This window comes from Methylophilus sp. 13 (assembly GCF_015354335.1).
Lineage (GTDB): Bacteria > Pseudomonadota > Gammaproteobacteria > Burkholderiales > Methylophilaceae > Methylophilus > Methylophilus glucosoxydans.
The window spans coordinates 349,576-374,277 of sequence record NZ_JADKYR010000003.1 but is presented as its reverse complement, the minus strand read 5'-3'; the positions used below and the strand labels follow the sequence as shown (position 1 = coordinate 374,277).

Below are 24,702 nucleotides of genomic sequence, written 5' to 3'. Positions count from 1 at the left end.
TTAAGGGACACTCATTAATTGCTTGGGTTTATTTTGTAACAAGGCATGGCTATTGTCTACCGGGCGGATCATGCCGGTGTGATCCATCAGGTTCATGCGTTGTAGCCACTGCTCAAACTCCGGTGCTGGCTTCAGGTTGAGTGTTTTACGCAAATAGAGCGCATCGTGAAAGGAAGTGGTCTGATAATTAAGCATGATGTCATCCGCCCCTGGAATGCCCATGATGAAGGTAATGCCTGCCACAGACAGCAAGGTCATCAAGGTGTCCATGTCGTCTTGATCTGCCTCGGCATGGTTGGTGTAGCAGACATCACACCCCAGCGGCAGGCCCAGCAACTTACCGCAGAAATGGTCTTCCAGGCCGGCACGGATAATTTGTTTGCCATCGTATAGGTATTCAGGCCCGATAAAGCCCACCACCGTATTGGTGAGTAAGGGCGAAAAGTGGCGGGCAACCGCATAGGCACGTGCCTCGCAGGTTTGCTGGTCCATGCCAAAATTGGCGTTGGCCGAGAGTGCCGAGCCTTGGCCTGTTTCAAAATACATAACGTTCTGGCCTACCGTGCCGCGTTGCAGTGACAAGGCTGCAGAATACGCTTCATCCAGAATCGAAAGATTAATACCAAACGTTTTATTGGCTTGTTCGGTGCCGGCAATCGACTGAAACACCAAATCAATCGGCGCACCTTTTTCGATGAGTTGAATCTGGTTGGTGACATGGGTCAGGATGCACGACTGGGTGGGAATCTCATATTGGTTAATGACTTCATCAACCAGGTAATATAAGTTCATCAAGCCAGGAATGCTATCGGTGGCCGGGTTGATGCCGATCACCGCATCCCCCGAGCCATACAATAATCCGTCTAGCAGAGAAGCGGCAATACCGCGGGCATCGTCGGTCGGGTGGTTGGGCTGCAAGCGCACAGACAAACGACCTGGCAGGCCGATGGTATTTCGAAATGCGGTCGTCACTTGGCATTTTTTGGCAACCAGGATCAAGTCCTGGTTGCGCATCAGCTTGCTGACCGCTGCCGCCATTTCCGGCGTGATGCCTTTGGCAACCCGCGTCAGCGTGGCGGTATCCGTGGTATCCAGCAACAGCCAGTCTCGAAAATCGCCTACGGTTAAATGGCTGATCTCACTAAATGCCTGCGCATCATGCGTATCAATGATCAAGCGCGTCACTTCGTCTTGTTCATAAGGCAGCAGCAACTCCTCTAAAAAGCGTTTGAGCGGCACACTGGCAAGGCACATCCTGGCGGCCATGCGCTCAACATAAGTCTCTGCAGCCACGCCTGCGAGAAAGTCGCCAGAGCGCGGCGGTGAGGCTTTTGCCATCACTTCTTTCAAGTCTTTAAACTGATACTGATGTACTCCGACGCTGTAACTGTAAGCCATCTTTTTCTCACTCTCCAAGGAATCAACAGGGGACTCCTTTACGTACCTTGCATGGATTGTCCGCGTTTAACGGTCAGTCGCGGTGTCGCGTTGCCCTTTTGTCAGGCTGAAATAAATATAGCCCACTGCCATCAGCACGGCAAACACCAGCGCCAATGCCTGATTGTAGTAGACCATGGTCAGCAAACTGATCACGGCAAGGCTCAAGGCAATGGCCGGAAACAGCGGATAACCCATGGTTCGGAACGGGCGTTCAAGCTTAGGCTCATTTTTTCTCAGCGCAAAAAAGCTCAGCATCGAAACGATATACATGACGATGGCCCCGAATACCGCCATCGTGATCAAGTTTGCCGTGAGCGTCATGCCATTAAACTGTAAGTCATCACTCAAAATAGCTGCCAGGCCGACCACGGCCCCAGCGATCAACGCGCGATGTGGGGTTCTAAAGCGCGCATGCGTGGCTTCAAAGTATTTGGGCATAAATCCGGCGCGTGCCAGGGCAAAAATCTGCCGTGAGCAACCAAGCAAAATTCCGTGAAAAGAGGCAATCAATCCTAGCAAGCCAATCCAAACCAGCATATGTAACCAGCCACTGTTCTCACCCACCACCACTTTCATTGCCTGTGGAATAGGATCATTGACATTGGCCAGGGTTCTCCAGTCGCCCACGCCACCTGCATATAACATCACGCCTATGGCCAGAAACACCAGCGTCAGAATCCCGGCAATATAAGCTTTGGGGATCGTTCTTCTCGGATCTTTGGCCTCTTCTGCAGCCATGGCCACGCCTTCAATGGCGAGAAAAAACCAAATGGCAAATGGAATCGCCGCCACCATGCCTGGAATCGCTGCGCTGCTAAAAACGTCATTACCTGCCCAGCCATGTGCGACAAAGTTTGTCATCGAGAAACCGGGGGCAACCACGCCCATAAACACCAATAACTCAATAATCGCGAGCAAGGTGACCAGCAGTTCAAAGGTGGCAGCGATATGCACCCCAACAATATTCAAACTGACAAATACAATATAAGCACCCACGGCAAAAAGCTTGGGGTCTATGCCCGGATATTGCACATTCAGATAGGCGCCAATCGCCATCGCAATGGCCGGCGGTGCGAATAAAAACTCAATCAAGGTGGCATAACCGGCAACATACGCCATCTTAGGACCAAAAGCCCGTCTGGCGTAAGCAAACGGCCCACCGGCATGTGGAATAGAAGTAGTGAGTTCGGTAAAACTGAAAATAAAGGTGGTGTACATCAGCGCGATAAAGAGCGTGGTCACCAAAAAACCCAAGGTTCCCGCTTTATCCCAGCCGTAACTCCAGCCAAAATATTCGCCAGAAATCACCAGCCCGACGGCCAGTCCCCATAAATGCCAACCATTCAGCGTTGGCTTTAACGATACGCTCATGACAGCTTCCCCTAGCAATTAAAAATCATGGTCGTATCATGCGAGTTTCGTGTGAATTCAACTATCCCATTTTCGCAATGATGGGTTGCGCGCTTTAGATTGCCTAAGGTTGGGCTTGAATCGTATAAGCTTGGGCAATGGCAACGAAGTAAGCTACATCAGCAAAGTCTGCTTGATCACAGACGTGCTGTTAAAAGAATAAATACGTCGTCTCACGCAAGGTGAGCGTTAAGTGAGCGACCCTTTAGAGCGAGTGCTGTTGCCATTTCATGGTTTATGATCCGCCAACTTTCATGAGTATCAGCCCAGAAATGATTAAGGTTGCCGCAAGTAATCGCAACATTGTGATGGGTTCAGAGAGCACCGTGATGCCAACGATAAATGCACCAACGCCACCAATCCCCGTCCAAACAGTGTAAGCGGTGCCCATGGGGATCGTGCGCATCGCTGAAGATAGCAACCAAAAGCTTCCTATCACTGTAAGCAGCGTCATGAGTGACGGTAGCAGTTTTGAAAAACCATCAGACTCTTTGATCGCGTAAGCGAAGATGATTTCCAGAATGCCAGCGGCGAAAAGTTGTAACCAAGCCATAAATTGTCCTAAAGTGAAGCCAAGCTGTCCTGTGAAAACGCAATGGCTGGATGGCTTCCCCACTGCGCTAAATATAGTCATCTTTTTGTGCAACATCCCTATTAAAAGCAAAAAAGATTTTTGAATGAATCAGGGAAACGTCAACGGTTCGCTGACAGACCCAGCAAAGCTATTGGTGTTGCAAGTAATCTCGCCATCCAGAAAACTGAGAGATTTGATCTGCAGTTTCCAGTGCGTAATCCTCACAAATAAATCCGGTGACCCATGAGCCATCTATCAGTTCAACCTTGCCCAGTCCTAATGGCGCCGGAATATCATTTAGAAAGGCGCCTAGCTCTTGGGTGGGGATTTCCCAGATTTCCACCTCAAATGACCGGCCACCGGTTGCAACTCTTCTTAACCCTGGTCGTTTGGGCGGTGAGCCCGCCAAGGCATAAAACTGGTAAGCAGAGGAGGTCTGTGTTTTTTTGAGCAATTGCCCGCCTTTATCTTTTAATTGCCAATTCAAGGGCAAACCGTCTAAATGTGCGCCACACACCAGCAGCTGTGAGCGATCATTTTTTGCCAAGGTGGTAGGGGGCGCGGCCGTGAATTCGAATTGACCAATCAGCGGTAGTTTTGAGGTGCGCTGAAAACTGTCCGCAATACTTAAAAGATATTGGTCACAGAATGCCCGCCCAAACAAAGTCACCCCTGAAGGCAGGCCATTCCGCATGAATCCAGCCGGAACCGCTACCGCCGCATAGTCGAGCAGATTCATGAAGTTGGTGTAAGTCCCCAAATCAGAGTTACGTTTCACAGGCTCTGCCGCTAGCTCGGCCAAGGTGACCGGGCGCGGATAGGCCGGCGTGATCATGAAATCCAGGTTGGCAAGAATGGCATCCGTCTTGACTTTTAGGGCTTGTAATTTGTATTGTGCTCTAAACGCTTGCACCGCTGTGGCAGTTGGTGCTTTTTGTAGCACATCTCTGATGACGGGCAGTACCGCTTCTGGATTGTTCTCAATCAACTCGCCAACGACGCTGTATCTCTCAGCGACCCATGGGCCTTCGTAAAGAAGCTTCGCAGCCTCCAGAAAGGCACTGAAGTCTATTTCAATGGCGATGCCCCCCATGGTCTCAAGGGTGGAGACTGAACGCTCAAAGAGGGCCTGACTTTCAGCGCAACCTAGAAACTCTAATTGTTTAGGGACGCCAAACTTAAATCCGCTGGCGGGGATGCCAAACGATCTGCCCGTGTTCCAGCCAACATTGGCTCGGCTGTATTCGTCTTCTGGATCCTTGCGCGCAGTGAGTGCGAGCAGCTTGCTTGCTTCCAATGCGGTCGCGGTAAAAAAGGTCGTGCAATCCAGCGTGCGGCAAGCTGGTACAACACCAGCTGTTGAAATTAAGCCTTTGGTGGCTTTCAATCCAATCAGGTTGTTGAGCGCTGCCGGAACACGCCCGCTGCCTGCGGTATCCGTCCCGAGTGCAAACGATGCCAGTCCCAATGCCACTGCCAGCGCGGAGCCTGCACTGGAGCCGCCACTGGGATATTCAGCAAGGACGCTATTGCGGCAGAGTCCATAGGGGGAGCGGGTGCCGTTCAGGCCAGTCGCGAACTGATCAAGATTCGTTTTACCGATGGGGATCGCGCCTAGTGCGATCAACTGCGCAACAATGGTGGCATTTTTTGCCGGGATGTAACTAAACGCATGACATGCCGCCGTGGTCGGGACACCGGCCAGGTCGATGTTATCCTTGACCGCAAATGGGACGCCATACAGCGGTAAACTTTCAGGCCCGGTGGCCTCTAGATTTGCCAGATAAGGCGCTAATTCCTCTTCGGTCAGAATGTGGATGAAGAGCTTGTATTCTGGATTTAACTGGAAGGCTCTTTCGCGCAATGCTTGAATGAGTTCACGGGGGGAGAACGCATGCTTGGCATACGCATTTTTAAGGGCATCCAATTGCAGGTTATATGGGTGTTTCATTTCAATGTCCTTTAAGCTTCGTTAATCACAACCACACACTGCCCGGCTTTGACTGGTGAGCCCGGGGAGACGCGTATCTCTGCCACGACACCATCGACAGGTGCTTGGATTTCAATTTCCATTTTCATGGATTCAAGAATGACTAAAGACTCACCAGCGGTCACCTGTTGCCCAATCTGCACAGCGACTTGCCATAAATTGCCGGCAATATGGCTTTCCACGCCGACTTGCCCCTCAGTTAAGGTGGATTCTTCAGTGTCACTGGCTAAATTTTCATCTATTTCAAAATGGGCCTGGCCAGTGTCAATCCAGCGCTGACGCTCTGCATCGAATGCGGTTTGTTGATGGGTCCTGAAGGCTTGAATTGATGCCGCCTCTGTTGCCAAGAAGGACTGATATTGCGAAAGGTTAAGGCTGGTCTCTTCAATCTTTAATGGATAGCGACCGAGTGGAAAATCGCGCCGAATGACAAGTAATTCTTCGGCCGACACGGGGTAAAAACGAATCTGGTCAAAGAAATTCAGTAACCATGGCTTTCCTTCAAACGCAGCTACCTTTTTATAGCGACTCCACATTTGCAGGGTGCGGCCCACAAACTGGTAACCCCCTGGACCCTCCATACCGTAAACACAGATGTAAGCGCCGCCAATGCCGACGGAATTCTCGGCCGTCCAGGTTCTGGCCGGGTTGTATTTGGTAGTGACTAATCTGTGCCGTGGATCCAAGGGGGTGGCGACTGGCGCCCCAAGGTAAACATCCCCCAGGCCCATGACCAGGTAACTGGCGTCAAAAACGATTTCCTGCACTTTTTGAATGTCCGGCAATTCATTGATGCGACGGATAAACTCCAGGTTGCTCGGGCACCAAGGCGCATCTTTACGCACGGTGGTCATATATTTTTCGATCGCCAATTGGCACGCCGGATCGTCCCAGGACAATGGCAAATGCACTACCCTGGATGGCACGGTAATATCTTGCGTTGAACTGAGTTTGCCCCAAATTTCCTGGATCAACGCCAATAATGTTTTTAATGGCAGCTGTTCCGGCTGGTAATGCACTTGCAAGGAGCGTATGCCAGGGGTGAGGTCAATAATGCCGGCAGGGTTGCTTTGTTCGATGGCTTGCATCAAAGCATGCGCTTTGAATCGCAAAACAAGGTCTAGCTCAGGCGCGCCGATCTCAATCAACAAGTGCGTATCGCCAGATAGTCTTGCGACGAGCTTGGCATCCTTTTCCCCAATTTCCAGCACGATAGGGGTCTGCAGTTCTGCCGCCTGCCAAGATGCAGTGATTGGACTCAGGCCTGCGATTTGTTGCTGTTGTTCTTTAAAAGCCTGTCTGGCGGTGGCGATGGTCACCGGGATAAAGCGAACTTTGTCACCTGCCTTGAGTTGTCCCAAGTGCCATAAATCTGCTTCAATCATCGTCACCGGGCAGACAAAGCCGCCCAGGCTGGGCCCATCAGGCCCGAGAATCACCGGCATGTCACCGGTGAAATCAACCGCACCAATCGCATAGGGGTTGTCGTGAATATTGGATGGGTGTAAACCCGCTTCACCGCCACTCTCTCTGACCCACTCAGGTTTCGGTCCAATCAGGCGAACACCGGTTCTGCTGGAGTTGAAATGCACTTCCCAATCTGTGTTTAAAAACTGATCGATGTAGCGCTGGGTGAAATATTCCGGGGCGCCATGCGGCCCATAAATGACTCGGATCTGTCTGGTCTCAGCAAGGGGAGGGTAGAGGTCTGGCGGTAGCGCGATGCCCGCAGCAGCATCCTCTAATGCTGGCAGGTGGATGACATCCCCGGCCCTTAAAGCGCGCCCCGCATGCCCGCCGAATTGGCCCAGCGTAAACGTACTTTTACTGCCCAAATATTCAGGAATCTCCAGGCCGCCCCTGAAAAGCAAATAGCTGCGGGCGCCTGTTTCGGCAATTTTGCCTAAGGTTAACGTTGACCCTCGCTTGATGTGGAGAGAAACATGTTGTGGCGCCTGCTCGCCATCCACTTTTACCGGGATGTTTGCACCCGTGATAGCGACAACGGCATCCGTATTGAAGCGCAAGGTGGGACCACTCATGGTGATTTCCAATCCGGCGGCACGTTCTTCGTTCCCCAGCAAACGATTCCCCAAACGGAAAGCCAGGCTATCCATTGGGCCTGAGGGCGGAACACCGACGGCCCAATATCCCTGGCGACCAGGATAATCCTGAATGGTGGTTTGCGTGCCTGGAACAAGGACTTCAAATGTGTGAGATTGATAGGCTAAACCCTCAAGACAGCGCGTCCAGGGATGGCCTTCTGAAAATGGCTGGTCGGATAATATTTGTCTGAGGTAGTCACGGTTGGTCTCTACGCCGTATAGCACGGTCTCTGCGAGCGCGTCATCCAGACGCTTTCTGGCCTCCTCCCTGGTGGTTGACCAGCTAATCACTTTTGCAATCATGGGGTCAAAATAGGGCGGCACTTCGCAGCCTGCCTCAACCCATGTGTCTACACGCAATGCTTTTCCATCCGCATGTGGAAACGCAACATTGGTCAACAAACCAGGGCTGGGTTGAAAGTCTTTTCCAGGATCTTCCGCATACAGGCGGGCTTGTATTGCGTGGCCATGGGGTTGCAGTGTTTGGCGAATGTCTGACAAAGGCGGTAAGTCGCCAGCCGCCAATTCAATCATCCAACGCACCAGGTCAACACCCCATACTTGCTCGGTAACACCATGCTCTACCTGTAAGCGGGTATTCACTTCGAGGAAATAAAATTGCTCGGCAAGGCTGTCATACACAAATTCTACGGTGCCCGCACTGCGGTAATTAACCGCTTTTGCTAATTTAATCGCCGCTTCACATAGCGCCTGCGCCATGCCGTCCGGCAAGTTGGGCGCCGGGGTTTCTTCTAATACTTTTTGGTTTCTGCGCTGCACAGAGCAATCACGCACCCCCAAGGCAATGACCTCACCTTTGCCATCCCCAAACACCTGAACCTCTAAGTGTCTGGCGCGTTCAATGTATTTTTCAATAAACACGCCAGAGTCACTAAAGTTGTTCTGTCCCAAGCGCCTTACGGCTTCAAACGCTTCGGCAAGGTCGCGTTCGTTCCAGCACACGCGCATACCTATGCCACCCCCCCCCGCGGTACTTTTCAGCATGACCGGGTAACCTACCTGCTTGGCTGCAGCGGTCGCCTCGTGCACGCTCTCCAACAACTCAGTGCCCTCCAGCATGGGCACCTGATGGGCTTTTGCAATGGCCCTTGCCGTGTGCTTAAGCCCGAAAACGCGTAATTGTTCCGGGGTTGGGCCAATAAAGGCGATGCCTGCTTGTTCGCAGGCTTCTGCGAACGCTGCATTCTCAGATAAAAAACCATACCCAGGATGAATGGCAGTCGCGCCGGTGGTTTTTGCGATTTCAAGTATCCGCGCTACATTGAGATACGTATTTGCAGCGGGGCCTTCACCTAAGCTAATCGCTTCGTCGGCCTGCTGAATATGTAAACTGGCAATGTCCGATTCTGAATAAACCGCCACCCCTTTCACGTTCAGGGCTTTTAGGGTGCGGAGGATGCGGCAAGCAATCGCCCCTCGATTTGCAATCAGTAGTTTATTGAACATACAAATGATCTTCTGAGGGCGGGTCGTCCCGCATATACGAAACCGCGCTGAGGTCGTCCACAGCGGGATCCACTGGCTAGGTGAGTATTTGGATAGCCGTTAAGTGACTGACTAAATCATGTTTATTTAGAGAAGTCTGCTCTTGCTGTCATGCCTTGATACAAGGCATCAAGCACTTTTCGAAAGACGCGTATCATCTTCTTTTTGAATGTTAGTTCCATACAAACACCTCCGCTTGGGTTGGGTTCCATCCATTACATGGGTTGTTCAGTTGTGGGCAATTCGAGATCAACACAATTAAATCCTGGTGCGCTTTTAATTCCACATATTTGCCTGGCGCTGAAATGCCATCTGCAAAGGTCAAGCCGCCCTCCGGAGTGACCGGAACGTTCATGAAGAAGTTAATGTTTGCGCCAATATCCCGCTTGTTCAATCTGCCATCATGCAAACAGGCGCACATGAAATTGTCTCTGCAACTATGCATGTAGCGCTTGTCGAGTGAATAACGTACGGTATTACTTTCCTGAGCGCATGCGCCTCCCAGGGTGTCGTGGCGACCGCAGGTATCTGCCACAATCGTGGCTAATGGATTGCCCAGATTTGAGTACAGCGTTGTACCGGTCGTCAGGTAAACCTTGTTCTGATTACGCATGGTCCGTTGCGCGTCATAACGCTCTCTTGGATTGCTCGCGCTATAAAAAAGGGTATCCACGGCCTGGTTACCTTCACTGTCTAACAGCCTGAATGTCTGTCCTGCTTTGACTTCAAACAAATAAGGTTCGCCTGCCGGAATGACATGGTGAAAAAAGGCTTTTTCAGCAGCTAATGGGCTTGAGATGATGTTCATATTGATTCTTTCCTCACAGGTAGAAGCGTTCAGTGTTATGGAAAGCACGACCGTTTTCTGGCCGTGACTGTCGACACACTTCACTGATACTTTCGCTCTCTGCGTTGCGCCATGACAGTTGCACGGGGCGGGGGTGATACTCAGGATTGGGATCCAATGGATGTTGAATGGCGGTCAGAATCACCAAGGTGTCCATTGGTGCATACAACTCCACGTAATCACCTGCACAAGAATGGTTGGGCTCAAAGAACAGGGATCCCTCGTCATCCACGGTCACTTTGCTAAAAAAGTTGACGACCATGAGCAAGTCTTGAAGATCAAGGTTCCATTTACCCATCTCAACCAACAGATTATCCGTGCCATTACGATAGAAATTATTTCTGAGTTCCTGATAGCGGCCAACGCCATATTTCGCTAGGACTTCTTGAGCGTTTAACACCCCGCCCAAACTGTCATGCCAACCGCATGTATCCTCTGTGATGGCGGCGAGTACTCTCCCCATGTCCGAGTAAAAGCAATGTCCTTTTGTGAGCTTGGCCGTGTGTTGCGCTTTTAAGGTGTCTGGTAAGTTCAGCCGCTCGCTGTGTTGATGTGCATTCAACATCATGAGGCTGACATTGGCGTGACCTTCGACGTCGGTCATGCGCAAAACCTGGTCTTTTTTCAGGATGAAGGAGGTGTGACCTCCGCCTGGAACAAGCTCTTCGTAGAGGATGCTAGATGTATTTGTATCGTTGTTCATCGGTAAACCTTTTAATTCGTTTGATTAAGCACATGGGTGGGCAAGGTCGCCACCTGCGCTTGTTGCTGGCGTCTGTCCTGATTGAGCTTGATGTCGTAGGTGATACGCGCACCGTAGGCTTTGGGTGCATGTGGATCGACTCTGACCTTATCAAATACCATCAATCGGGTGCCCAAATGAAAGCCCTCGGACAAGTCATGGGTGACCATGAAGACCGTCAATTTTGTCTCTTTGCATAGCTCTAACATGAGTGCATGCATATCTTTGCGAATACCAGGATCCAGCGCGCCAAAGGGTTCATCCAGCAACAGGATACGTGGTTGAGCGATCAAAGCCTGCGCGATGGCGAGGCGTTGCTGCATGCCGCCCGATAGCGCAGACGGGTATTGATGCAAATGGTGATCCAGCCCGACACGGCTGAGAATTTGCGTAGCCTTGCGTCTTGCTTCTTTCTTTTTAGCGCCCCACAGGCGCCCCCAAAAAGGCGATGCGGAAAACTCCATGCCTATGACCACATTCTCCAGAACCGTCAGGTGCGGGAACACCGAGTACTTTTGGAATACCACCCCGCGGGAGGGGTCTGGCTCTGCCGGGAGTTTTTGCCCATCCAAAAGAATCTCACCTTTGGTCGGGGTCTCCTGGCCCAGCAGCATGCGCAGGAGTGTGGATTTTCCGCAGCCTGAAGCGCCTACCAGCGTGCAAAACTCGCCTTCTTCAACCTTCAGATTCAGACCCTCTAAAACGACATGGTCTCCGTAGCTTCGCCACACATTCTTAAACTCTATAAAACTCATGCGTCCGCTCCTTCCGCCCAAGGAAAGCAGACTTGATGCAGTTTTTTGAGTGCATAATCTGTCAGCCAAGCCAGCAAGGTGATCCACAAAACATACGGCAAGATCACATCCATCGCGAGATATCTACGCACGAGAAAGATGCGATATCCCAGGCCTTCTGTCGAGGAGATGGCTTCCGCAGAAATCAGAAATAACCAGGCTGAGCCCATCAGTAAGCGCAGGGAAGTCATCAATCTTGCCAGTAATTGCGGTAGTACCACCCGTATCATTAACGTCCATGAGTTAGCGCCTAATGTCTGCGCTTTAATGATGATTTCCTTGGGCAGTTCTCGTGCCCGTTGTTCCAGGTCACGTGCCAGCATGGGCGTGAGTCCGATCACAATCAGCATGATCTTAGAGAGCTCATCCAGGCCAAACACGATAAACAGGATGGGAAGAATCGCCAGCGGCGGCACCATGGAGATGATCGCGACCAAAGGGGAAAGGGATGCCCGTAACAACGGGATCGATCCTAATAAAATACCGAGCGTTAACCCAAGCGATGCAACCATGGCTAAGCTGATCCCTAGTCGCTTCAAACTGGACAAGGTGTCATCCAGCATCAGAAAGGTCCCAGTGGACGGGTCTTCTGTAAAGGCCATCAGCTTCAGGGCTTCCCACATTTGAGAAACACTAGGAAGGAGCTTGTCCTCTGGATTTTCAACCAGGCGAAGATGTGAGTTCACCAAATACACAACAATGATCAAGATCATTGGGATTGCGGCAAGCATCCATCTCGTCCCCCTGCTGGGGTATTGATTAATTAATCTCATGATTGACCTGTTTAGAGCTTGCCATCAACCGCCATTTGCAGATACGTGTCAGTGAATCTGAGTTTGATATTTTTGCTATTACCGGTGACGACGCCGTTGGGATATTCAATGCCAATGGCGGTTGCGGATTTTGCTGCAGGCCCCAGCAAACCATTCTCGAAAGAAAAACTAGAGACCTTTTGCATCACCGTTGGCAGTTTCGCGTCCCTGACAAAGGCCAGTGAGGCAGCAGGTTCATAAAACAGGGCGGTGGTGGAAATTTGCTGCATGTATGAATCCAGGGTTGTGCCAGAGTGCTTTGCCATGTATTGCAACGCCTCTTTATCTTTTGCTTTCATGAGTGCCATCACTTCAAACCATGCGCCCGTTAAAGCTTTCCCTAGCGAGGGTTTTTTTCGTAAAGTGTCTGTATTGACGACCATCAAGTCGATGATTTCGCCAGGAATTTGGCTGGAGGTGAATGCTTTTGAGGTATTTGGCAGCGCGGCTAACTCAGAGAGTTGAGGGTTCCAGGTTGCCATGGCTTTCACAGACGGCGTGCTAAAAGCGGCGACAACATCTGCATCTGAGACATTGACTAACTTCAAGTCCTTCTGGGTGAGTCCGGCCTGTTCCAGAGCTCTCGCCAGTAAGTAATGCGATACAGAATATTGAACCAAGTGTACGCTTTGCCCCTTGAGGTCCTTGATCTGTTTATTCGCACCCTTAATGACAATACCGTCGTTACCATTTGAATAGTCGCCGACAATTAATGCGGTGGAGTCAACGCCACCCGCCGCTGGCACAACCAATGCATCCAGATTGGCCATACTGCAACCATCAAATTGCCCTGCGGTATATTGATTAATGGACTCAGCATAATCGTTCAACTGAGTAACTTTAATCGTGATACCGTATTTCTTTGCCCATTTGGCGACGATGCCTTTTGCTTGCGCATAATCCCATGGCATCCATCCAGCATAAATGGTCCAGCAAATATTGAATTGTTTTTTTGAGTCAGCAGCGAATGCAGTGGTATTGAATAGAGAAAAGCAAAGCAGCGTCAGTGCGATTGTAAAGCGTCGAACTAGCATAGGAGAACTCCAAGTAAATTATTCGGCAAGGGAGCAGCTAACATTCAAAATGTTGCTATCTCCCGGGCTTTTATCCCGCCGTGTAACCTCTTGGAGGTCGTCAGCTCTCGGACCAGCACTCACTCACGTAAGCCGGAACCCTAGCCAACCATTAGGTAATGCAGCGTTCATACCTGCTGCCCCACATGACTAAACTAGCAACTAATATGCCAGTCAGTAAATCCTTGTTTTAAATGGAATTCCTATAAAAGTGATCAATATTTATGCACTTTGATAGTGCGTTAAGTCCAAGTTTGGGCGTGATTAAAATCGTGCAATACGATAAAAATGCAATCATTCACTTGTAAATGACAGAGAAAATACTTTCAGAGAAAGTCAGCCTCACCTCACAAAGGCATGATTACCAAGCGTCTCTATTCAAACTGATCAACCAGGAAAAAATAAAGCCCCAGAAGGTCCGGGGCTTTAGCGCAGGTGTTTGGTATCACCAAACAACGCTTTTAATATACAGGTTAATGTTTGCGACTTTTAGTTTATTGTCGCCAACGACTCTGCGAATTAAGCAAAGTTTTTTGCTGCAAATTCCCAGTTCACCAGATGATTAAGGAATGTTTCCACGAATTTAGGACGGGCATTGCGGTGGTCGATGTAGTAGGCGTGTTCCCAAACGTCGATGGTCAACAATGCAGTGTCGCCTGTGGTCAATGGGGTGCCCGCGGCGCCCATGTTGACGATGTCTACAGAACCGTCGGCTTTTTTCACCAACCAGGTCCAGCCTGAACCAAAGTTGCCGACTGCTGAAGCTTGGAAAGCTTTTTTGAACTCTTCATAAGAGCCCCATTTGGCATTGATGGCTGCAGCCAATGCACCTGTTGGCTCACCACCACCGTTTGGAGACAGGCAGTTCCAGAAGAAGGTATGGTTCCAGATTTGTGCAGAGTTGTTGTAGATGCCAGCAGAAGATTTTTTCACAATCTCTTCCAGGCTGGCATTTTCAAACTCGGTGCCTTTGATCAGGTTGTTGAGGTTGGTGACGTAGGCTTGGTGGTGTTTGCCATAGTGATAGTCAAAAGTTTCTTCAGACATGTGTGGGGCTAATGCATTTTTTGCAAAAGGCAATGCTGGTAAGACGTGTTCCATGGAATTTCCTTTTTTAGGTTTGATTGAAATAACTGCCTGTCATGACTAAACGCAGGCGATGTGACTTTAGAGTCACGAGACTGGTAGAAAGTTTACCAATTTAGTAGGGTTATTTTGCCACAATTTATGCACTTGCAAAACCATGTGAGGACTAGGGTAAAGGCTAGGCCATTGATTCAGCCATTTATTTTTTTTTGGCACGCGGGTGTGCAGCGTCATACACTTTGCTCAAATGCTGAAAATCCAGATGTGTATACACCTGGGTGGTGCTGATATTGGCGTGCCCAAGCATTTCTTGTACGGCACGTAAGTCACCGCTACTTTGGAGTACGTGACTGGCAAAGCTGTGACGCAGCATATGAGGATGCACCTGGTTATGCAGGCCCTGCTTGATGGCCCAGTCACTGATGCGCTTTTGGATGCTGCGACCATTGAGGCGGCGACCTTGCTGGCTAATGAAGACCGCGGGTTGCTGTGGCTGTTTGAGCAGCCACAGTGGTCGCTGGGCCAACCAGGCCTTCAGTGCAGCAACGGCTTTGCTACCCAGCGGGACCATCCGTGTTTTATTGCCTTTGCCGGTGACGGTGACCATGCCTTCATTTAAATCCAGCCGGTCCAGGTTGAGGCCGACCAGTTCGCTCAGTCGCAAGCCTGAGGAGTAGAACAGTTCCAGCATGGCGCGGTCGCGCACAATGATGGCGGTATCGCCCTCCAGTTCGACCAGTTTGATGGTTTGCTCGATGGATAACGCGTGTGGCAGCGTTTTGGCGGCTTTGGGTGCGCGCAAGCCGATGACCGGATTGGAGGGGAATTGGTGATGCAGGACCAGATAACGGAAGAAGCCGCGCCAGCTGGAGAGCATGCGCGCGATGCTGCGGCCACTCAGGCCTTGGCTATGCAGGGTGGCGATGCTTCGACGGATGTGTTGCGGGGTGATCGATTGCAGCGTGTGCCCGTGTTGCGCGAGCAGTTGTTCTAGGTCACGCTGGTAGTTGTTGCGGGTGTGTTCACTGAGACCACGCTCGAAATGCAGAAAATCGAGGTAGTCATCTAGCAATTCATGCATGCGAGTATCCGCAGTACTTTAAATATGAGTCAGCGGTAGCCAGTGCCCGCCGCAGTTGGAGTGACCATGCTTGTTCATGCGGACTCTGGGTCACAGCCAACGCGGCAATCTGGCTGCGTTGCCATGGTTGATTTACGCTGACAATTGCCGCAAGAAGATCCCTCTTGGCGGAAACCTCAGCGGGGGCTTTCATACGATATAGCGTGCCAGCGAGGCGCTGACCAGTTCACCGATTCGGTTAAGGAACAACGTGCCCATGCCCGCATAAAAGCGGCTGCGTTGCTCGCTGGGGATGGCCATCAGACCAAACGTCACTTCCTGGTAGCGCATCGGAATCACGGCCAGCGAAGCCGGGGTTTCACTAAACCAGCCAGCAATATCCATGGTCGGCAGCGTGCCACAGTAAGGTTGGCTCAAGTCTTTGGCCCAGTTTTTGAGCGAGTCTTCTGCCGCAATAAACAGGCTGTCTGGCGCATGGGCGTCATTGGCCCATAGTTTGAGTTGTGTATTTGGCAACTGAAACTGGCTGGACAAAAACTCGACCAGATGCGCATGCAAGGCCGGCACGTCTTTGGCATACAGCAAGCCTAAAGTCAGCTCGTGCACCTTGTTGGCGGTGGTTTCGTTTTCTTCAGCAGTCAGGATCAGCTCGGTGAATCTGGATTCCAGTACACGAATTTTGTCGCGCTGGGCGATTTGCTGGCGTTCAGCCAGTGAAATAGTGCCTTTGCCATGTGGACTGGGCAGGAACAGCTCTGCCAGTAGGTGGGCATGACGCTCAAAGAAGTCAGGGTGTGCTTTGAGGTAATGCTTGATGTCGTTTTCGTTAATGCTTTCTTCCATGATACTGCTGTTCTTTATCTTAAGTTCTTTGTTTTAAATTTCAATTTCGCCGTCAAATACAATCTCTGCCGGCCCGGTCATCAAGACGGGCGACTCTCCGCCTGCCCATTGGATAGTGAGGATGCCGCCACGGGTATGGACTTTGATCGGGCTTTGTAGTGTACCCAGTTGGATGCCACTGACGGCTGCCGCGCAGGCGCCAGTGCCGCAAGCCAGCGTTTCACCACTGCCGCGTTCATAGACACGCAAATTGATCTCATGCTCGTTCAGGACCTGCATAAAACCAGCATTCACGCGTTGCGGAAATTGAGGATGCGATTCTATTTGCGGACCAAGGCTGGCGACTTCAGCCGTATGCACATTGTCTACCAGCATGACTGCATGCGGGTTGCCCATGGATACTGCGCTGACTGTGATGGTTTCGCTCGCCAATGGCAATTCATAAGTGGTTGCTTGTTGCTCAGCCTCAAAAGGGATCTGCGCGGGTGTAAAACGAGGCGCGCCCATATTCACGGTGACTTGTCCGTCTTCTTGTAATTTGAGCGTAATCACGCCACTGGCGGTTTCGACCTTGATTTCGTGTTTGTCTGTGAGCCCTTTATCCACGACAAATCGCACAAAACACCTGGCCCCATTGCCGCATTGCTCAACTTCGCCACCATCTGCATTAAAAATGCGGTAACGAAAGTCCACGTCAGGCGTGGTCGTCGACTCGACCATCAATAACTGGTCGCAACCCACGCCAAAATAGCGGTTGGCGATGTGCTGGATTTGGGCATGGGAGAGGTTGACGGGTGCGCGAGTCGCATCGATGACGACAAAGTCATTGCCGGCGCCCTGCATTTTGGTGAATCTTAATTTCATAGCTCAAGATAATACCTTATCACGCCGTTGAAGGCATCCATGGTCCGCATATTTATTCCTTGTTGCCGTTAAACTCGGGTAGAATCTTCGTTCCCAATTTTGCGGTCGGCTTTAGCCTTTAGTCGATCGCTTTTATCAACTCTTTATACTTTTCAAGGCGTCAAACATGAGTGAATATCTTTTTACTTCGGAATCCGTTTCCGAAGGTCATCCTGACAAACTGGCCGATCAAGTTTCTGACAGCATTCTCGATGCCATTCTCGCCCAAGATCCGACAGCACGTGTGGCGGCGGAAACCCTGGCAAATACTGGTTTGATTGTGTTGGCTGGTGAGATTACAACCACAGCCAATGTGGATTACATCAAAGTGGCCCGGGATGCAGTCAAGCGTATCGGCTACGACAATACCGATTACGGCATTGACTACAAAGGTTGTGCGGTACTGGTGGCTTATGACAAACAGTCCCCGGACATTGCGCAAGGCGTCGATAACGCCAATGATGATCCGCTGGATCAGGGCGCGGGTGATCAGGGACTCATGTTTGGCTATGCCGTGAACGAAACGCCACAACTGATGCCTTTGCCCATCTGGTTGAGCCACCGAGTCATGGAGCGTCAATCGCAGCTGCGTAAAGATGGCCGTTTGCCTTGGCTGCGTCCAGATGCCAAATCACAAGTCACAATCCAGTATGTCGATGGCAAACCGCATAAAATTGACACCGTGCTGGTGTCTACCCAACATGCCCCTGAGATGACTTTAGAAGCCATTCGTGAAGCTGTCATTGAAGAAATTATCAAACCGACCTTGCCCGCAGAATTGATCAAAGGCGAGATTAAATACCTAGTCAATCCGACAGGTCGTTTTGTCATTGGCGGCCCGCAAGGTGATTGCGGTCTGACCGGCCGCAAAATTATTGTGGATACCTATGGCGGTGCTGCACCCCATGGTGGTGGCGCATTCTCTGGCAAAGACCCTTCCAAAGTTGACCGTTCAGCCGCTTATGCGGGTCGTTATGTCGCCAAAAATATTGTGGCGGCAGGCTTGGCGGACAAGTGTCTGGTGCAGGTGAGCTATGCGATTGGCGTGGCGCAACCGACCTCTATCATGGTCGAGACCTATGGTACCGGCAAGGTGTCTGATGAACGTCTGACACAATTGGTACGCGAGCATTTTGACTTGCGTCCCAAAGGCATTGTCAAAATGTTGGACCTGTTGCGACCTATTTACAGCAAAACAGCAGCATATGGTCACTTTGGCCGCGATGAACCTGAGTTCAGCTGGGAAAATACCGACAAGGCGGCAGCACTGCGCGCGGCGGCAGGATTGTAAACAACATTCACGTAAAAGTAATTTTCAAGAGGGCATTTGCCCTCTTTTTTTATGGCTATTTGACCTGAATCAATTGTAAAATTGTTAGCAGTTGTATGGGGGTTGTAAACGGGATGCTTAAAACAATTAAAGTGAAGGACGTGCGCCTAGGCATGTACATTCATGAGCTCAAGGGGCCGTGGATGGATCATCCATTTTGGCGCAGCAAGTTTGTGCTCAAGGACCCGGAAGACTTGCAGAAGCTTCTTGCCAGCCGCATCCAAGAAGTGGTGATTGATGTCAGCCAAGGCCTGGATATTGCTAAGGTCAGAAAAACTTTGTCTGAACCCCCTCCGCAGCCAGCCTTGTCCGATAAGGAGCTGGTCATGCTTGAGCTGGATGGTCCGGCACCTTCCCCACCGCCCGCCTCACCTGATCCGAATAGACACACCCCGACCACGATTGAGGCTGAGCGAGAGCAAGCGGTTAAGATCATTGCTTCTTCGCGCAAAGCCATTAACTCAATGTTTCAGGATTTGCGCCTGGGTAAAGCAATAGAGGCAGAAGCAGTGATGCCCATCGTGGAAGAAATTTCTGCCTCTGTTACGCGTAATTCACATGCGCTGATTAGTCTGGTACGGCTAAAAACGGTAGATGATTACACGTATATGCACTCGGTGGCGGTATGCGCACTGATGGCGGCCCTGGCAAAAGAGCTCAAGCTTTCTGATGCAGAGATCCGTAAAGCCGGATTGGCCGGATTAATGCATGATATGGGCAAAGCTGCGATTCCGCTGGATATTTTGAATAAACCTGGCGCACTCTCTGATCAGGAGTTTGATATCGTCCGCCAGCATCCGCAGTTGGGCTACGATATGTTGCTTAAAGCGAATGTTGCCGATGAAGTCACGCTCGATGTTTGTTTGCATCATCATGAGAAAGTGGACGGAAGCGGCTATCCCAAGCGACTGTCTGGAGACCGCATTAGTATTTTTGCAAAGATGGGCGCTATTTGTGACGTGTATGATGCCGTTACGTCGACCCGTTCATATAAACCGGCTTGGGAGCCAGGTATGGCACTCAAACGTATGGCCAGTTGGGCCGGGCATTTTGATCCGGTCATCTTTAAGGCTTTCGTCAAGAGCTTGGGTATTTATCCTGTGGGGACTGTGGTAATTTTGAAGTCTGGCCGTTTGGCTGTCGTGGTCAGGCAATCGCCTGACAGTTTACTCAAGCCGGTCGTGAAGGTGTTTTTCTCCACAAAATCCAAAACGCGTATTCCCGTGGTTGAATTAGATTTATCCAAGGGAATGGATGAGATTGTAGGCAATGAGTCCGCTGCAGCTTGGGGCGTAGACAACATTGATCATTTATGGACGAATCATTAGTCCTCGCCATCGCTGCAACAATAAATAAAGGGAGCTTAGCTCCCTTTATTTATTCTGCTTCGGTTTTTTTTGTGCGTTTGCTTGTGGTTGTCTTGGTTGTTGTCTTTTTGGCAGGCGCTTTTTTAGCTGTCGTTTTTTTACCAGTTTTAGTGCCACCGTCTTTCGCTGCCTTTTCGGCCAATAACTCTAGCGCTTGCTCAACGGTTAACTCTTCCGGCGTCACACTCTTTGGCAGTGTGGCGCGGATCCCGCTATGTTGTACATAGGGACCATAACGCCCTGAGAATACCTCAATACGCCCCTCGCCTGAAGGGTGCGCCCCCAAATCAGCCAGCGGTGCCGGGCCCCCGGCAGCCGCCAACAGTGCGACTGCGCCTTCCAGCGTAATGCTGAACACGCTTTCAGTTTTTGGGATGGACTTGAACTTGCCGTCGTGATTGACGTAGGGGCCAAAGCGGCCAATATTGGCGACGATTTTTTTACCGGTTTCCGGGTGTGCGCCCAGGTCCCGAGGCAGGCTGAGCAGCATGTGCGCCGTATCAATATTGATCTGGCTGAGGGGGATCTCTTTGGGGATGCTGACGCGTTTTGGTTTTTTCTTTTCGCCTTCCACGGGCTGACCTACCTGCAAATAGGGGCCATAAGGGCCGTTCATCAGGTAAATGTCTTTTTGGGTTTCCGTGTCCTGACCGATGACGACCGGTTCGGCGGCGGCATTGGTTTCACCATCCAGGCTGCGTTTGTAATCACATTTGGGGGTGGCGTTGTAGCCGGTACAACCGATAAAGCTACCATAGCGGCTCAGTTGTTTCTGCAACTGGCGGCCACATTTGGGACATTGTTCATCGATGAGCTCATTGCCCGGACGTTCGACATCGGCCTTGACCTGAATCTGCTGGTTAAACCCTTGCCAGAATTTGTCCATGACGGGCACCCAGTCTAAATTCCCCTCCGCAATTTCATCGAGCTCGTTTTCGAGTTTGGCGGTAAAGTCATAATCCACATACTGGGTAAAGTGCTCGGTCAAAAACTTGTTGACGACACGACCTACGTCCGTAGGGGTAAAGCGTTTCTTATCCAGTAGAACATACTCGCGGTCTTGCAAGGTGGAGATAATGCTCGCATACGTCGAGGGGCGGCCAATACCGTATTCTTCCAGTGCTTTGACCAGGCTGGCCTCAGAGTAACGCGGCGGCGGCTCGGTAAAATGTTGCTCGCCATAAATACGCTCAACGTTCAGCACTTCGCCTGTTTCCAGGTGCGGTAGTTTGGCCTCGGCATCTTCGTCGTCTTTGTCGTCGTCCTTGCCTTCCATATAGACGGCAATAAAGCCAGGGAAGACCAGCGTTTGCCCACTGGCCCGGAACAGGTTAGCCTCGGAGCCGACGGCCAGATCAACGCTGACCGCGTCATATTTTGCCTGTGTCATCTGACAAGCCAGCGTGCGCTTCCAGATCATTTCATACAGTTTGAACTGCTCGTCATTGAGATATTGACGCACACTGGCTGGCGTCCGTGTAATGTCGGTAGGGCGGATCGCCTCATGCGCCTCTTGAGCATTCTTCGCTTTGGTTTTGTACATGATGGGCGCTTTAGGCAGGTAGTCTGCGTCAAAATGCTTTTTCACGTAGTCGCGGATTTGCATGACGGCTTCGGTGGCCAAACTGAACGAGTCGGTACGCATGTAGGTAATCAAGCCGACGGTGCCGCTACCCACGTCTACCCCTTCATACAGTTGTTGTGCAACACGCATGGCGCGGCTGGTGGTAAAGCCCAGCTTGCGCACCGCCTCTTGTTGCAAGGTTGACGTGGTGAATGGGGCTGCCGGACTCCGGCTGCGTTGTTTTTTCTCAACGCGGGTGACCGTTGTTTTGCCGGCAGACGCCAGCAGTAGTTTGCCGACGATATCGGCTTGCTGGTCATGATTGATGACGGTGAACTGTTCGACTTTTACCCCATTGAGCTGCACCAGCTTGGCTTCAAAACCATGCGCATGCTTGAGCGCACCCATATGGATGCTCCAGTATTCCTGACTGCTAAAGGCTTCGATTTCGAGCTCGCGTTCAACAATCAGGCGCAAGGCCGGGCTCTGCACGCGGCCAGCCGAGAGGCCGCGGCGGATCTTTTTCCATAGTAGGGGCGATAAATTAAAGCCAACCAGATAGTCCAGCGCGCGGCGCGCCTGCTGCGCATTGACCAGGTCCATCGAAATGTCGCGCGGATGATCAATCGCATACTTGACGGCGGTTTGCGTGATTTCGTTAAACTCAACGCGTTTGAGCAATTTGTTCTTGATCAGCTTTTTCTCGGCCAGAATCTCGGCAATATGCCAGGAGATGGCCTCGCCTTCGCGATCCGGGTCGGTTGCCAGATAAATGCTGTCTGCATTTTTGACTGCTTTGGCAATCGCATCTACATGCTTGCTGTTGCGGTCGATAATGCCGTACTTCATGGCAAACTGCTGAGTTGGATCGACGGCGCCATTTTTCGGAATCAGGTCTCGTACATGCCCGTAAGAGGCCAAGACTTCAAAGTCGCCGCCCAAATACTTTTTTAGGGTTTTGGCTTTGGAAGGGGATTCTACAATCAGTAGTTTGGACATTGCGTAGTCTGTTTAAGCGTTGGCTAGATAATAGCAAGCGTTGCAACGGCTAGACAACCTTCCATACAAGAAAGTGCCGTTTTATACACCTGTCATCCTCAAATAGTTGTTTTATTCTTCAGTGGACACCGCAACTGGAAACGGTTTGCGTGCAAAGGCAATATGTTTTTCGTCTTGCGTGGCAATGGTCAGTGCCATGTCGTTGCTCGAAAATTTCTCATGGTCAAACATGGGATCTTCATCCTCCTCTTTGGCCTGGCTCAAATGCTTGAAGTCATACAAGTCAAAATCTGCCAAGTGTGAGGGCTCTACATTACCAATGGCACGGAAAATATTATTGATGCGACCGGGTTGTTCACGCTCCCAGTTGTTAAGCATGTCTTTCACTTTTTGCCGCTGCAAGTTTTCCTGGCTGCCGCACAAATCACACGGAATAATCGGAAACTGCATGCCGCGTGCATAAGCGGCAATGTCTTTTTCGGCACAATAGGCCAGCGGGCGGATCACCATGAATTCGCCACGGTTGGTCGCCAGCTTGGGCGGCATCGCCTTCATCTTGGCCCCGTAAAACATGTTTAAGAACAAGGTTTGCACAATATCATCGCGATGGTGTCCCAGCGCAATCTTGTTAGCACCCAATTGCTGTGCCGTGGTGTAAATAATGCCACGACGCAGGCGTGAACACAGGCTGCAAGTGGTTTTACCCTCAGGGATTTTTTCCTTGACGATGGAATAGGTGTCGGCCTCGACGATGCGATATTCCACACCCAGTTTTTCTAAGTAGGCAGGCAGAATGTCGGCTGGAAAGCCCGGCTGCTTCTGGTCCAGATTCATCGCAATCAGTTTGAAGTTGATCGGCGCGCGTTCTTGCAGCGCCAGCAGAATCATGAGCATGGCATGGCTGTCTTTGCCGCCGCTCATGCACACCAGCACGGTATCGCCTTCCTCAATCATGTTGTAGTCACCAATGGCTTTACCGGTGGCACTAATCAACTGGTTGCGCAGCTTTAAAAAATTCTGGCTGACATCGTCAGGGTAATGTTTGATCTTCATAGGCGCGCATTATAGCGGAAAGCCGGGCGTAAAAATGGTAAGTGTTTGATTATTTGAGGTGATTTTGTTTATTCCAGCGTAACATCTGCATCGCATCGCGTATCTGCAGCAATCCAGCGTCTGAATAATCGGCTGGCCGCCCGGTTGAGCCCGGTCGGTAGCCAGCTTAAAAATTGCGCCGGCGCACTGACCATGCCGCAAAAATAACGTTTTTCAACTTCACTCCAGATCAGGGCGCGGCACGGGGTTTGATGCGGCCAGAGCAGGGTCAGACTCACCGGGCAGGGCTCGGCCGCACAACAGACACCACAGCCATTGCAGGCTGCACCCAATTGGGGTTTGGGGGGTGCAGCAGCATGGATAGTGATGGTCTGCTCTTTAATCCGCATCGCTGAGTTACATACTTAAATGGCGGCCGCCATCCACGGCCAGCACATGGCCGGTGATAAACGGCGCGTCATACACCAGAAACTTGACCGCCTTGGCAATATCTTCCGGTTCGCCTGTGCGCTTAAGCAGGGTCTGGTTGACGACCTGTTGCCGGTAGATTTCATCAAACTCCTGATGGTCTTCTGGCCACAATACTGGCCCAGGTGCGACCGCATTGACGCGTACATTGGGCGCCAACTCCTGCGCCAGCGATTTGGTCAGGTTGACCAGACCGGCTTTGGCGGCACTGTAAACGATGTAATGCTTTTTCGGGCGCTCTATGTGCATGTCCGTGATGTTGACGATGCATCCCCGGCTGGCGAACAGGGCATCGGCGGCGGCCTGGCTTAAAAATAAGGGCGCTTTAAGGTTGCTGCCGGTGAGTTCGTCCCATTGTGCTTCGCTAATGCCACCGAGGGGTGTCGCATAATAGCTGGAAGCGTTGTTGATCAGTGCATCGAGTCGGCCGAATTGTTGCAAGGTGGCTTGGATCAGTTTGGGTAAATCTGCCGTTTGCAGTAGGTTGGCCTGCATGATCGCTACACTGTCGGCACGCGTCTGGTTGAGCTCTGCTTGCAGTGTTTCGGCTTCTCGCTGACTGGTGTGGTAGTGCAACATCACATTGGCCCCTTGCTGGTGCAAGGCGCGGGTGATGGCGGCGCCTACCCGTTTGGCACCGCCAGTAATCAATACCACTTTATTGTTAGGGCTGAATTTCACGTTGTACTCTTTTCTAAACGGCTCACATTATAAT

20 protein-coding genes and 1 riboswitch are annotated in these 24,702 nt (G+C 51.1%); of the genes, 2 read left to right on the top strand and 18 right to left on the bottom strand.

Annotation, left to right across the window (positions count from 1 at the left end):
- The 14 genes from INP77_RS09600 to dapF all read right to left on the bottom strand — a co-directional run bounded on the left by INP77_RS09600 (nucleotide 1) and on the right by dapF (nucleotide 17,167).
- Entirely contained in the window at nucleotides 1-1,398 is a 1,398-nt protein-coding gene (locus INP77_RS09600; protein WP_194748799.1) for an ethanolamine ammonia-lyase subunit EutB, read from the bottom strand.
- A 66-nt stretch (nucleotides 1,399-1,464) separates the two neighbouring features.
- Nucleotides 1,465-2,811, bottom strand: a complete 1,347-nt coding sequence (gene eat / locus INP77_RS09595; protein WP_194748798.1) for an ethanolamine permease — start codon at nucleotides 2,809-2,811, stop codon at nucleotides 1,465-1,467.
- Between the two features lie 274 nt (nucleotides 2,812-3,085).
- Complete coding sequence (locus tag INP77_RS09590; RefSeq protein ID WP_194748797.1) at nucleotides 3,086-3,403, bottom strand: multidrug efflux SMR transporter; 318 nt, start codon at nucleotides 3,401-3,403, stop codon at nucleotides 3,086-3,088.
- Between the two features lie 169 nt (nucleotides 3,404-3,572).
- Nucleotides 3,573-5,375: an allophanate hydrolase gene (gene atzF, locus INP77_RS09585; protein ID WP_194748796.1), complete on the bottom strand. Its 1,803-nt coding sequence runs from the start codon at nucleotides 5,373-5,375 to the stop codon at nucleotides 3,573-3,575.
- Between the two features lie 11 nt (nucleotides 5,376-5,386).
- A complete protein-coding gene (gene uca, locus INP77_RS09580) occupies nucleotides 5,387-8,986 on the bottom strand; it encodes an urea carboxylase (protein ID WP_194748795.1) in 3,600 nt (1,199 codons plus the stop codon).
- A gap of 211 nt (nucleotides 8,987-9,197) precedes the next feature.
- Nucleotides 9,198-9,833 (bottom strand): urea amidolyase associated protein UAAP2, encoded by a 636-nt coding sequence (locus INP77_RS09575; protein WP_194748794.1) that lies wholly within the window; start codon nucleotides 9,831-9,833, stop codon nucleotides 9,198-9,200.
- A gap of 13 nt (nucleotides 9,834-9,846) precedes the next feature.
- Nucleotides 9,847-10,575 carry an urea amidolyase associated protein UAAP1 gene (locus tag INP77_RS09570; RefSeq protein WP_194748793.1) on the bottom strand — a complete coding sequence of 243 codons (729 nt, stop codon included), beginning with the start codon at nucleotides 10,573-10,575 and terminating at the stop codon, nucleotides 9,847-9,849.
- 11 nt (nucleotides 10,576-10,586) lie between these two features.
- Nucleotides 10,587-11,369, bottom strand: coding sequence for an ABC transporter ATP-binding protein (locus INP77_RS09565; protein ID WP_194748792.1), 783 nt, complete (start codon nucleotides 11,367-11,369; stop codon nucleotides 10,587-10,589).
- On the bottom strand, nucleotides 11,366-12,181 hold the full coding sequence (locus INP77_RS09560; protein ID WP_194748791.1) for an ABC transporter permease: 816 nt from the start codon (nucleotides 12,179-12,181) through the stop codon (nucleotides 11,366-11,368). The genes INP77_RS09565 and INP77_RS09560 overlap by 4 nt, the downstream gene beginning before the upstream one ends.
- A gap of 11 nt (nucleotides 12,182-12,192) precedes the next feature.
- The gene (locus INP77_RS09555) at nucleotides 12,193-13,254 is read right to left on the bottom strand and encodes a putative urea ABC transporter substrate-binding protein (RefSeq protein ID WP_194748790.1); all 1,062 of its coding nucleotides are present in this window, start codon (nucleotides 13,252-13,254) and stop codon (nucleotides 12,193-12,195) included.
- A 57-nt stretch (nucleotides 13,255-13,311) separates the two neighbouring features.
- Nucleotides 13,312-13,409: riboswitch (guanidine-I (ykkC/yxkD leader) on the bottom strand.
- A gap of 403 nt (nucleotides 13,410-13,812) precedes the next feature.
- Complete coding sequence (locus INP77_RS09550; protein WP_194748789.1) at nucleotides 13,813-14,394, bottom strand: superoxide dismutase; 582 nt, start codon at nucleotides 14,392-14,394, stop codon at nucleotides 13,813-13,815.
- A 184-nt stretch (nucleotides 14,395-14,578) separates the two neighbouring features.
- Nucleotides 14,579-15,460, bottom strand: a complete 882-nt coding sequence (xerC, locus tag INP77_RS09545) for a tyrosine recombinase XerC (protein WP_194748788.1) — start codon at nucleotides 15,458-15,460, stop codon at nucleotides 14,579-14,581.
- A gap of 189 nt (nucleotides 15,461-15,649) precedes the next feature.
- Nucleotides 15,650-16,303: a DUF484 family protein gene (locus INP77_RS09540; RefSeq protein WP_194748787.1), complete on the bottom strand. Its 654-nt coding sequence runs from the start codon at nucleotides 16,301-16,303 to the stop codon at nucleotides 15,650-15,652.
- A gap of 33 nt (nucleotides 16,304-16,336) precedes the next feature.
- Nucleotides 16,337-17,167 carry a diaminopimelate epimerase gene (dapF, locus tag INP77_RS09535; RefSeq protein ID WP_194748786.1) on the bottom strand — a complete coding sequence of 277 codons (831 nt, stop codon included), beginning with the start codon at nucleotides 17,165-17,167 and terminating at the stop codon, nucleotides 16,337-16,339.
- A gap of 166 nt (nucleotides 17,168-17,333) precedes the next feature.
- Here dapF and metK point away from each other — a divergent pair, with 166 nt between their 5' ends.
- Together metK and INP77_RS09525 are read left to right on the top strand one after the other, a co-directional pair.
- A complete protein-coding gene (gene metK / locus INP77_RS09530) occupies nucleotides 17,334-18,497 on the top strand; it encodes a methionine adenosyltransferase (protein ID WP_194748785.1) in 1,164 nt (387 codons plus the stop codon).
- Nucleotides 18,498-18,610: 113 nt separating this feature from the next.
- Nucleotides 18,611-19,864: an HD-GYP domain-containing protein gene (locus tag INP77_RS09525; protein WP_194748784.1), complete on the top strand. Its 1,254-nt coding sequence runs from the start codon at nucleotides 18,611-18,613 to the stop codon at nucleotides 19,862-19,864.
- Between the two features lie 49 nt (nucleotides 19,865-19,913).
- On the opposite strand, the gene topA is transcribed toward INP77_RS09525, so the two are convergent.
- The 4 genes from topA to INP77_RS09505 form a co-directional block, all read right to left on the bottom strand.
- Nucleotides 19,914-22,466, bottom strand: coding sequence for a type I DNA topoisomerase (topA, locus tag INP77_RS09520; protein ID WP_194748783.1), 2,553 nt, complete (start codon nucleotides 22,464-22,466; stop codon nucleotides 19,914-19,916).
- A 111-nt stretch (nucleotides 22,467-22,577) separates the two neighbouring features.
- Entirely contained in the window at nucleotides 22,578-23,519 is a 942-nt protein-coding gene (gene ttcA / locus INP77_RS09515) for a tRNA 2-thiocytidine(32) synthetase TtcA (RefSeq protein ID WP_194748782.1), read from the bottom strand.
- A gap of 68 nt (nucleotides 23,520-23,587) precedes the next feature.
- Nucleotides 23,588-23,908, bottom strand: a complete 321-nt coding sequence (locus INP77_RS09510; protein ID WP_194748781.1) for a hypothetical protein — start codon at nucleotides 23,906-23,908, stop codon at nucleotides 23,588-23,590.
- A 7-nt stretch (nucleotides 23,909-23,915) separates the two neighbouring features.
- Nucleotides 23,916-24,668, bottom strand: a complete 753-nt coding sequence (locus tag INP77_RS09505; protein WP_194748780.1) for a pteridine reductase — start codon at nucleotides 24,666-24,668, stop codon at nucleotides 23,916-23,918.
- Between the last annotated feature and the right edge of the window lie 34 nt (nucleotides 24,669-24,702).

Bases quoted from the DNA above. Each gene is read 5' to 3' on its own strand.
- INP77_RS09565 (WP_194748792.1), bottom strand. From the start codon at position 11,369: ATGAGTTTTATAGAGTTTAAGAATGTGTGGCGAAGCTACGGAGACCAT.
- INP77_RS09555 (WP_194748790.1), bottom strand. From the start codon at position 13,254: ATGCTAGTTCGACGCTTTACAATCGCACTGACGCTGCTTTGCTTTTCT.
- dapF (WP_194748786.1), bottom strand. From the start codon at position 17,167: ATGAAATTAAGATTCACCAAAATGCAGGGCGCCGGCAATGACTTTGTC.
- INP77_RS09560 (WP_194748791.1), bottom strand. From the start codon at position 12,181: ATGAGATTAATTAATCAATACCCCAGCAGGGGGACGAGATGGATGCTT.
- INP77_RS09510 (WP_194748781.1), bottom strand. From the start codon at position 23,908: ATGCGGATTAAAGAGCAGACCATCACTATCCATGCTGCTGCACCCCCC.
- INP77_RS09600 (WP_194748799.1), bottom strand. From the start codon at position 1,398: ATGGCTTACAGTTACAGCGTCGGAGTACATCAGTATCAGTTTAAAGAC.
- topA (WP_194748783.1), bottom strand. From the start codon at position 22,466: ATGTCCAAACTACTGATTGTAGAATCCCCTTCCAAAGCCAAAACCCTA.
- INP77_RS09590 (WP_194748797.1), bottom strand. From the start codon at position 3,403: ATGGCTTGGTTACAACTTTTCGCCGCTGGCATTCTGGAAATCATCTTC.
- eat (WP_194748798.1), bottom strand. From the start codon at position 2,811: ATGAGCGTATCGTTAAAGCCAACGCTGAATGGTTGGCATTTATGGGGA.
- INP77_RS09540 (WP_194748787.1), bottom strand. From the start codon at position 16,303: ATGGAAGAAAGCATTAACGAAAACGACATCAAGCATTACCTCAAAGCA.
- INP77_RS09575 (WP_194748794.1), bottom strand. From the start codon at position 9,833: ATGAACATCATCTCAAGCCCATTAGCTGCTGAAAAAGCCTTTTTTCAC.
- metK (WP_194748785.1), top strand. From the start codon at position 17,334: ATGAGTGAATATCTTTTTACTTCGGAATCCGTTTCCGAAGGTCATCCT.
- INP77_RS09570 (WP_194748793.1), bottom strand. From the start codon at position 10,575: ATGAACAACGATACAAATACATCTAGCATCCTCTACGAAGAGCTTGTT.
- atzF (WP_194748796.1), bottom strand. From the start codon at position 5,375: ATGAAACACCCATATAACCTGCAATTGGATGCCCTTAAAAATGCGTAT.
- uca (WP_194748795.1), bottom strand. From the start codon at position 8,986: ATGTTCAATAAACTACTGATTGCAAATCGAGGGGCGATTGCTTGCCGC.
- ttcA (WP_194748782.1), bottom strand. From the start codon at position 23,519: ATGAAGATCAAACATTACCCTGACGATGTCAGCCAGAATTTTTTAAAG.
- INP77_RS09525 (WP_194748784.1), top strand. From the start codon at position 18,611: ATGCTTAAAACAATTAAAGTGAAGGACGTGCGCCTAGGCATGTACATT.
- xerC (WP_194748788.1), bottom strand. From the start codon at position 15,460: ATGCATGAATTGCTAGATGACTACCTCGATTTTCTGCATTTCGAGCGT.
- INP77_RS09550 (WP_194748789.1), bottom strand. From the start codon at position 14,394: ATGGAACACGTCTTACCAGCATTGCCTTTTGCAAAAAATGCATTAGCC.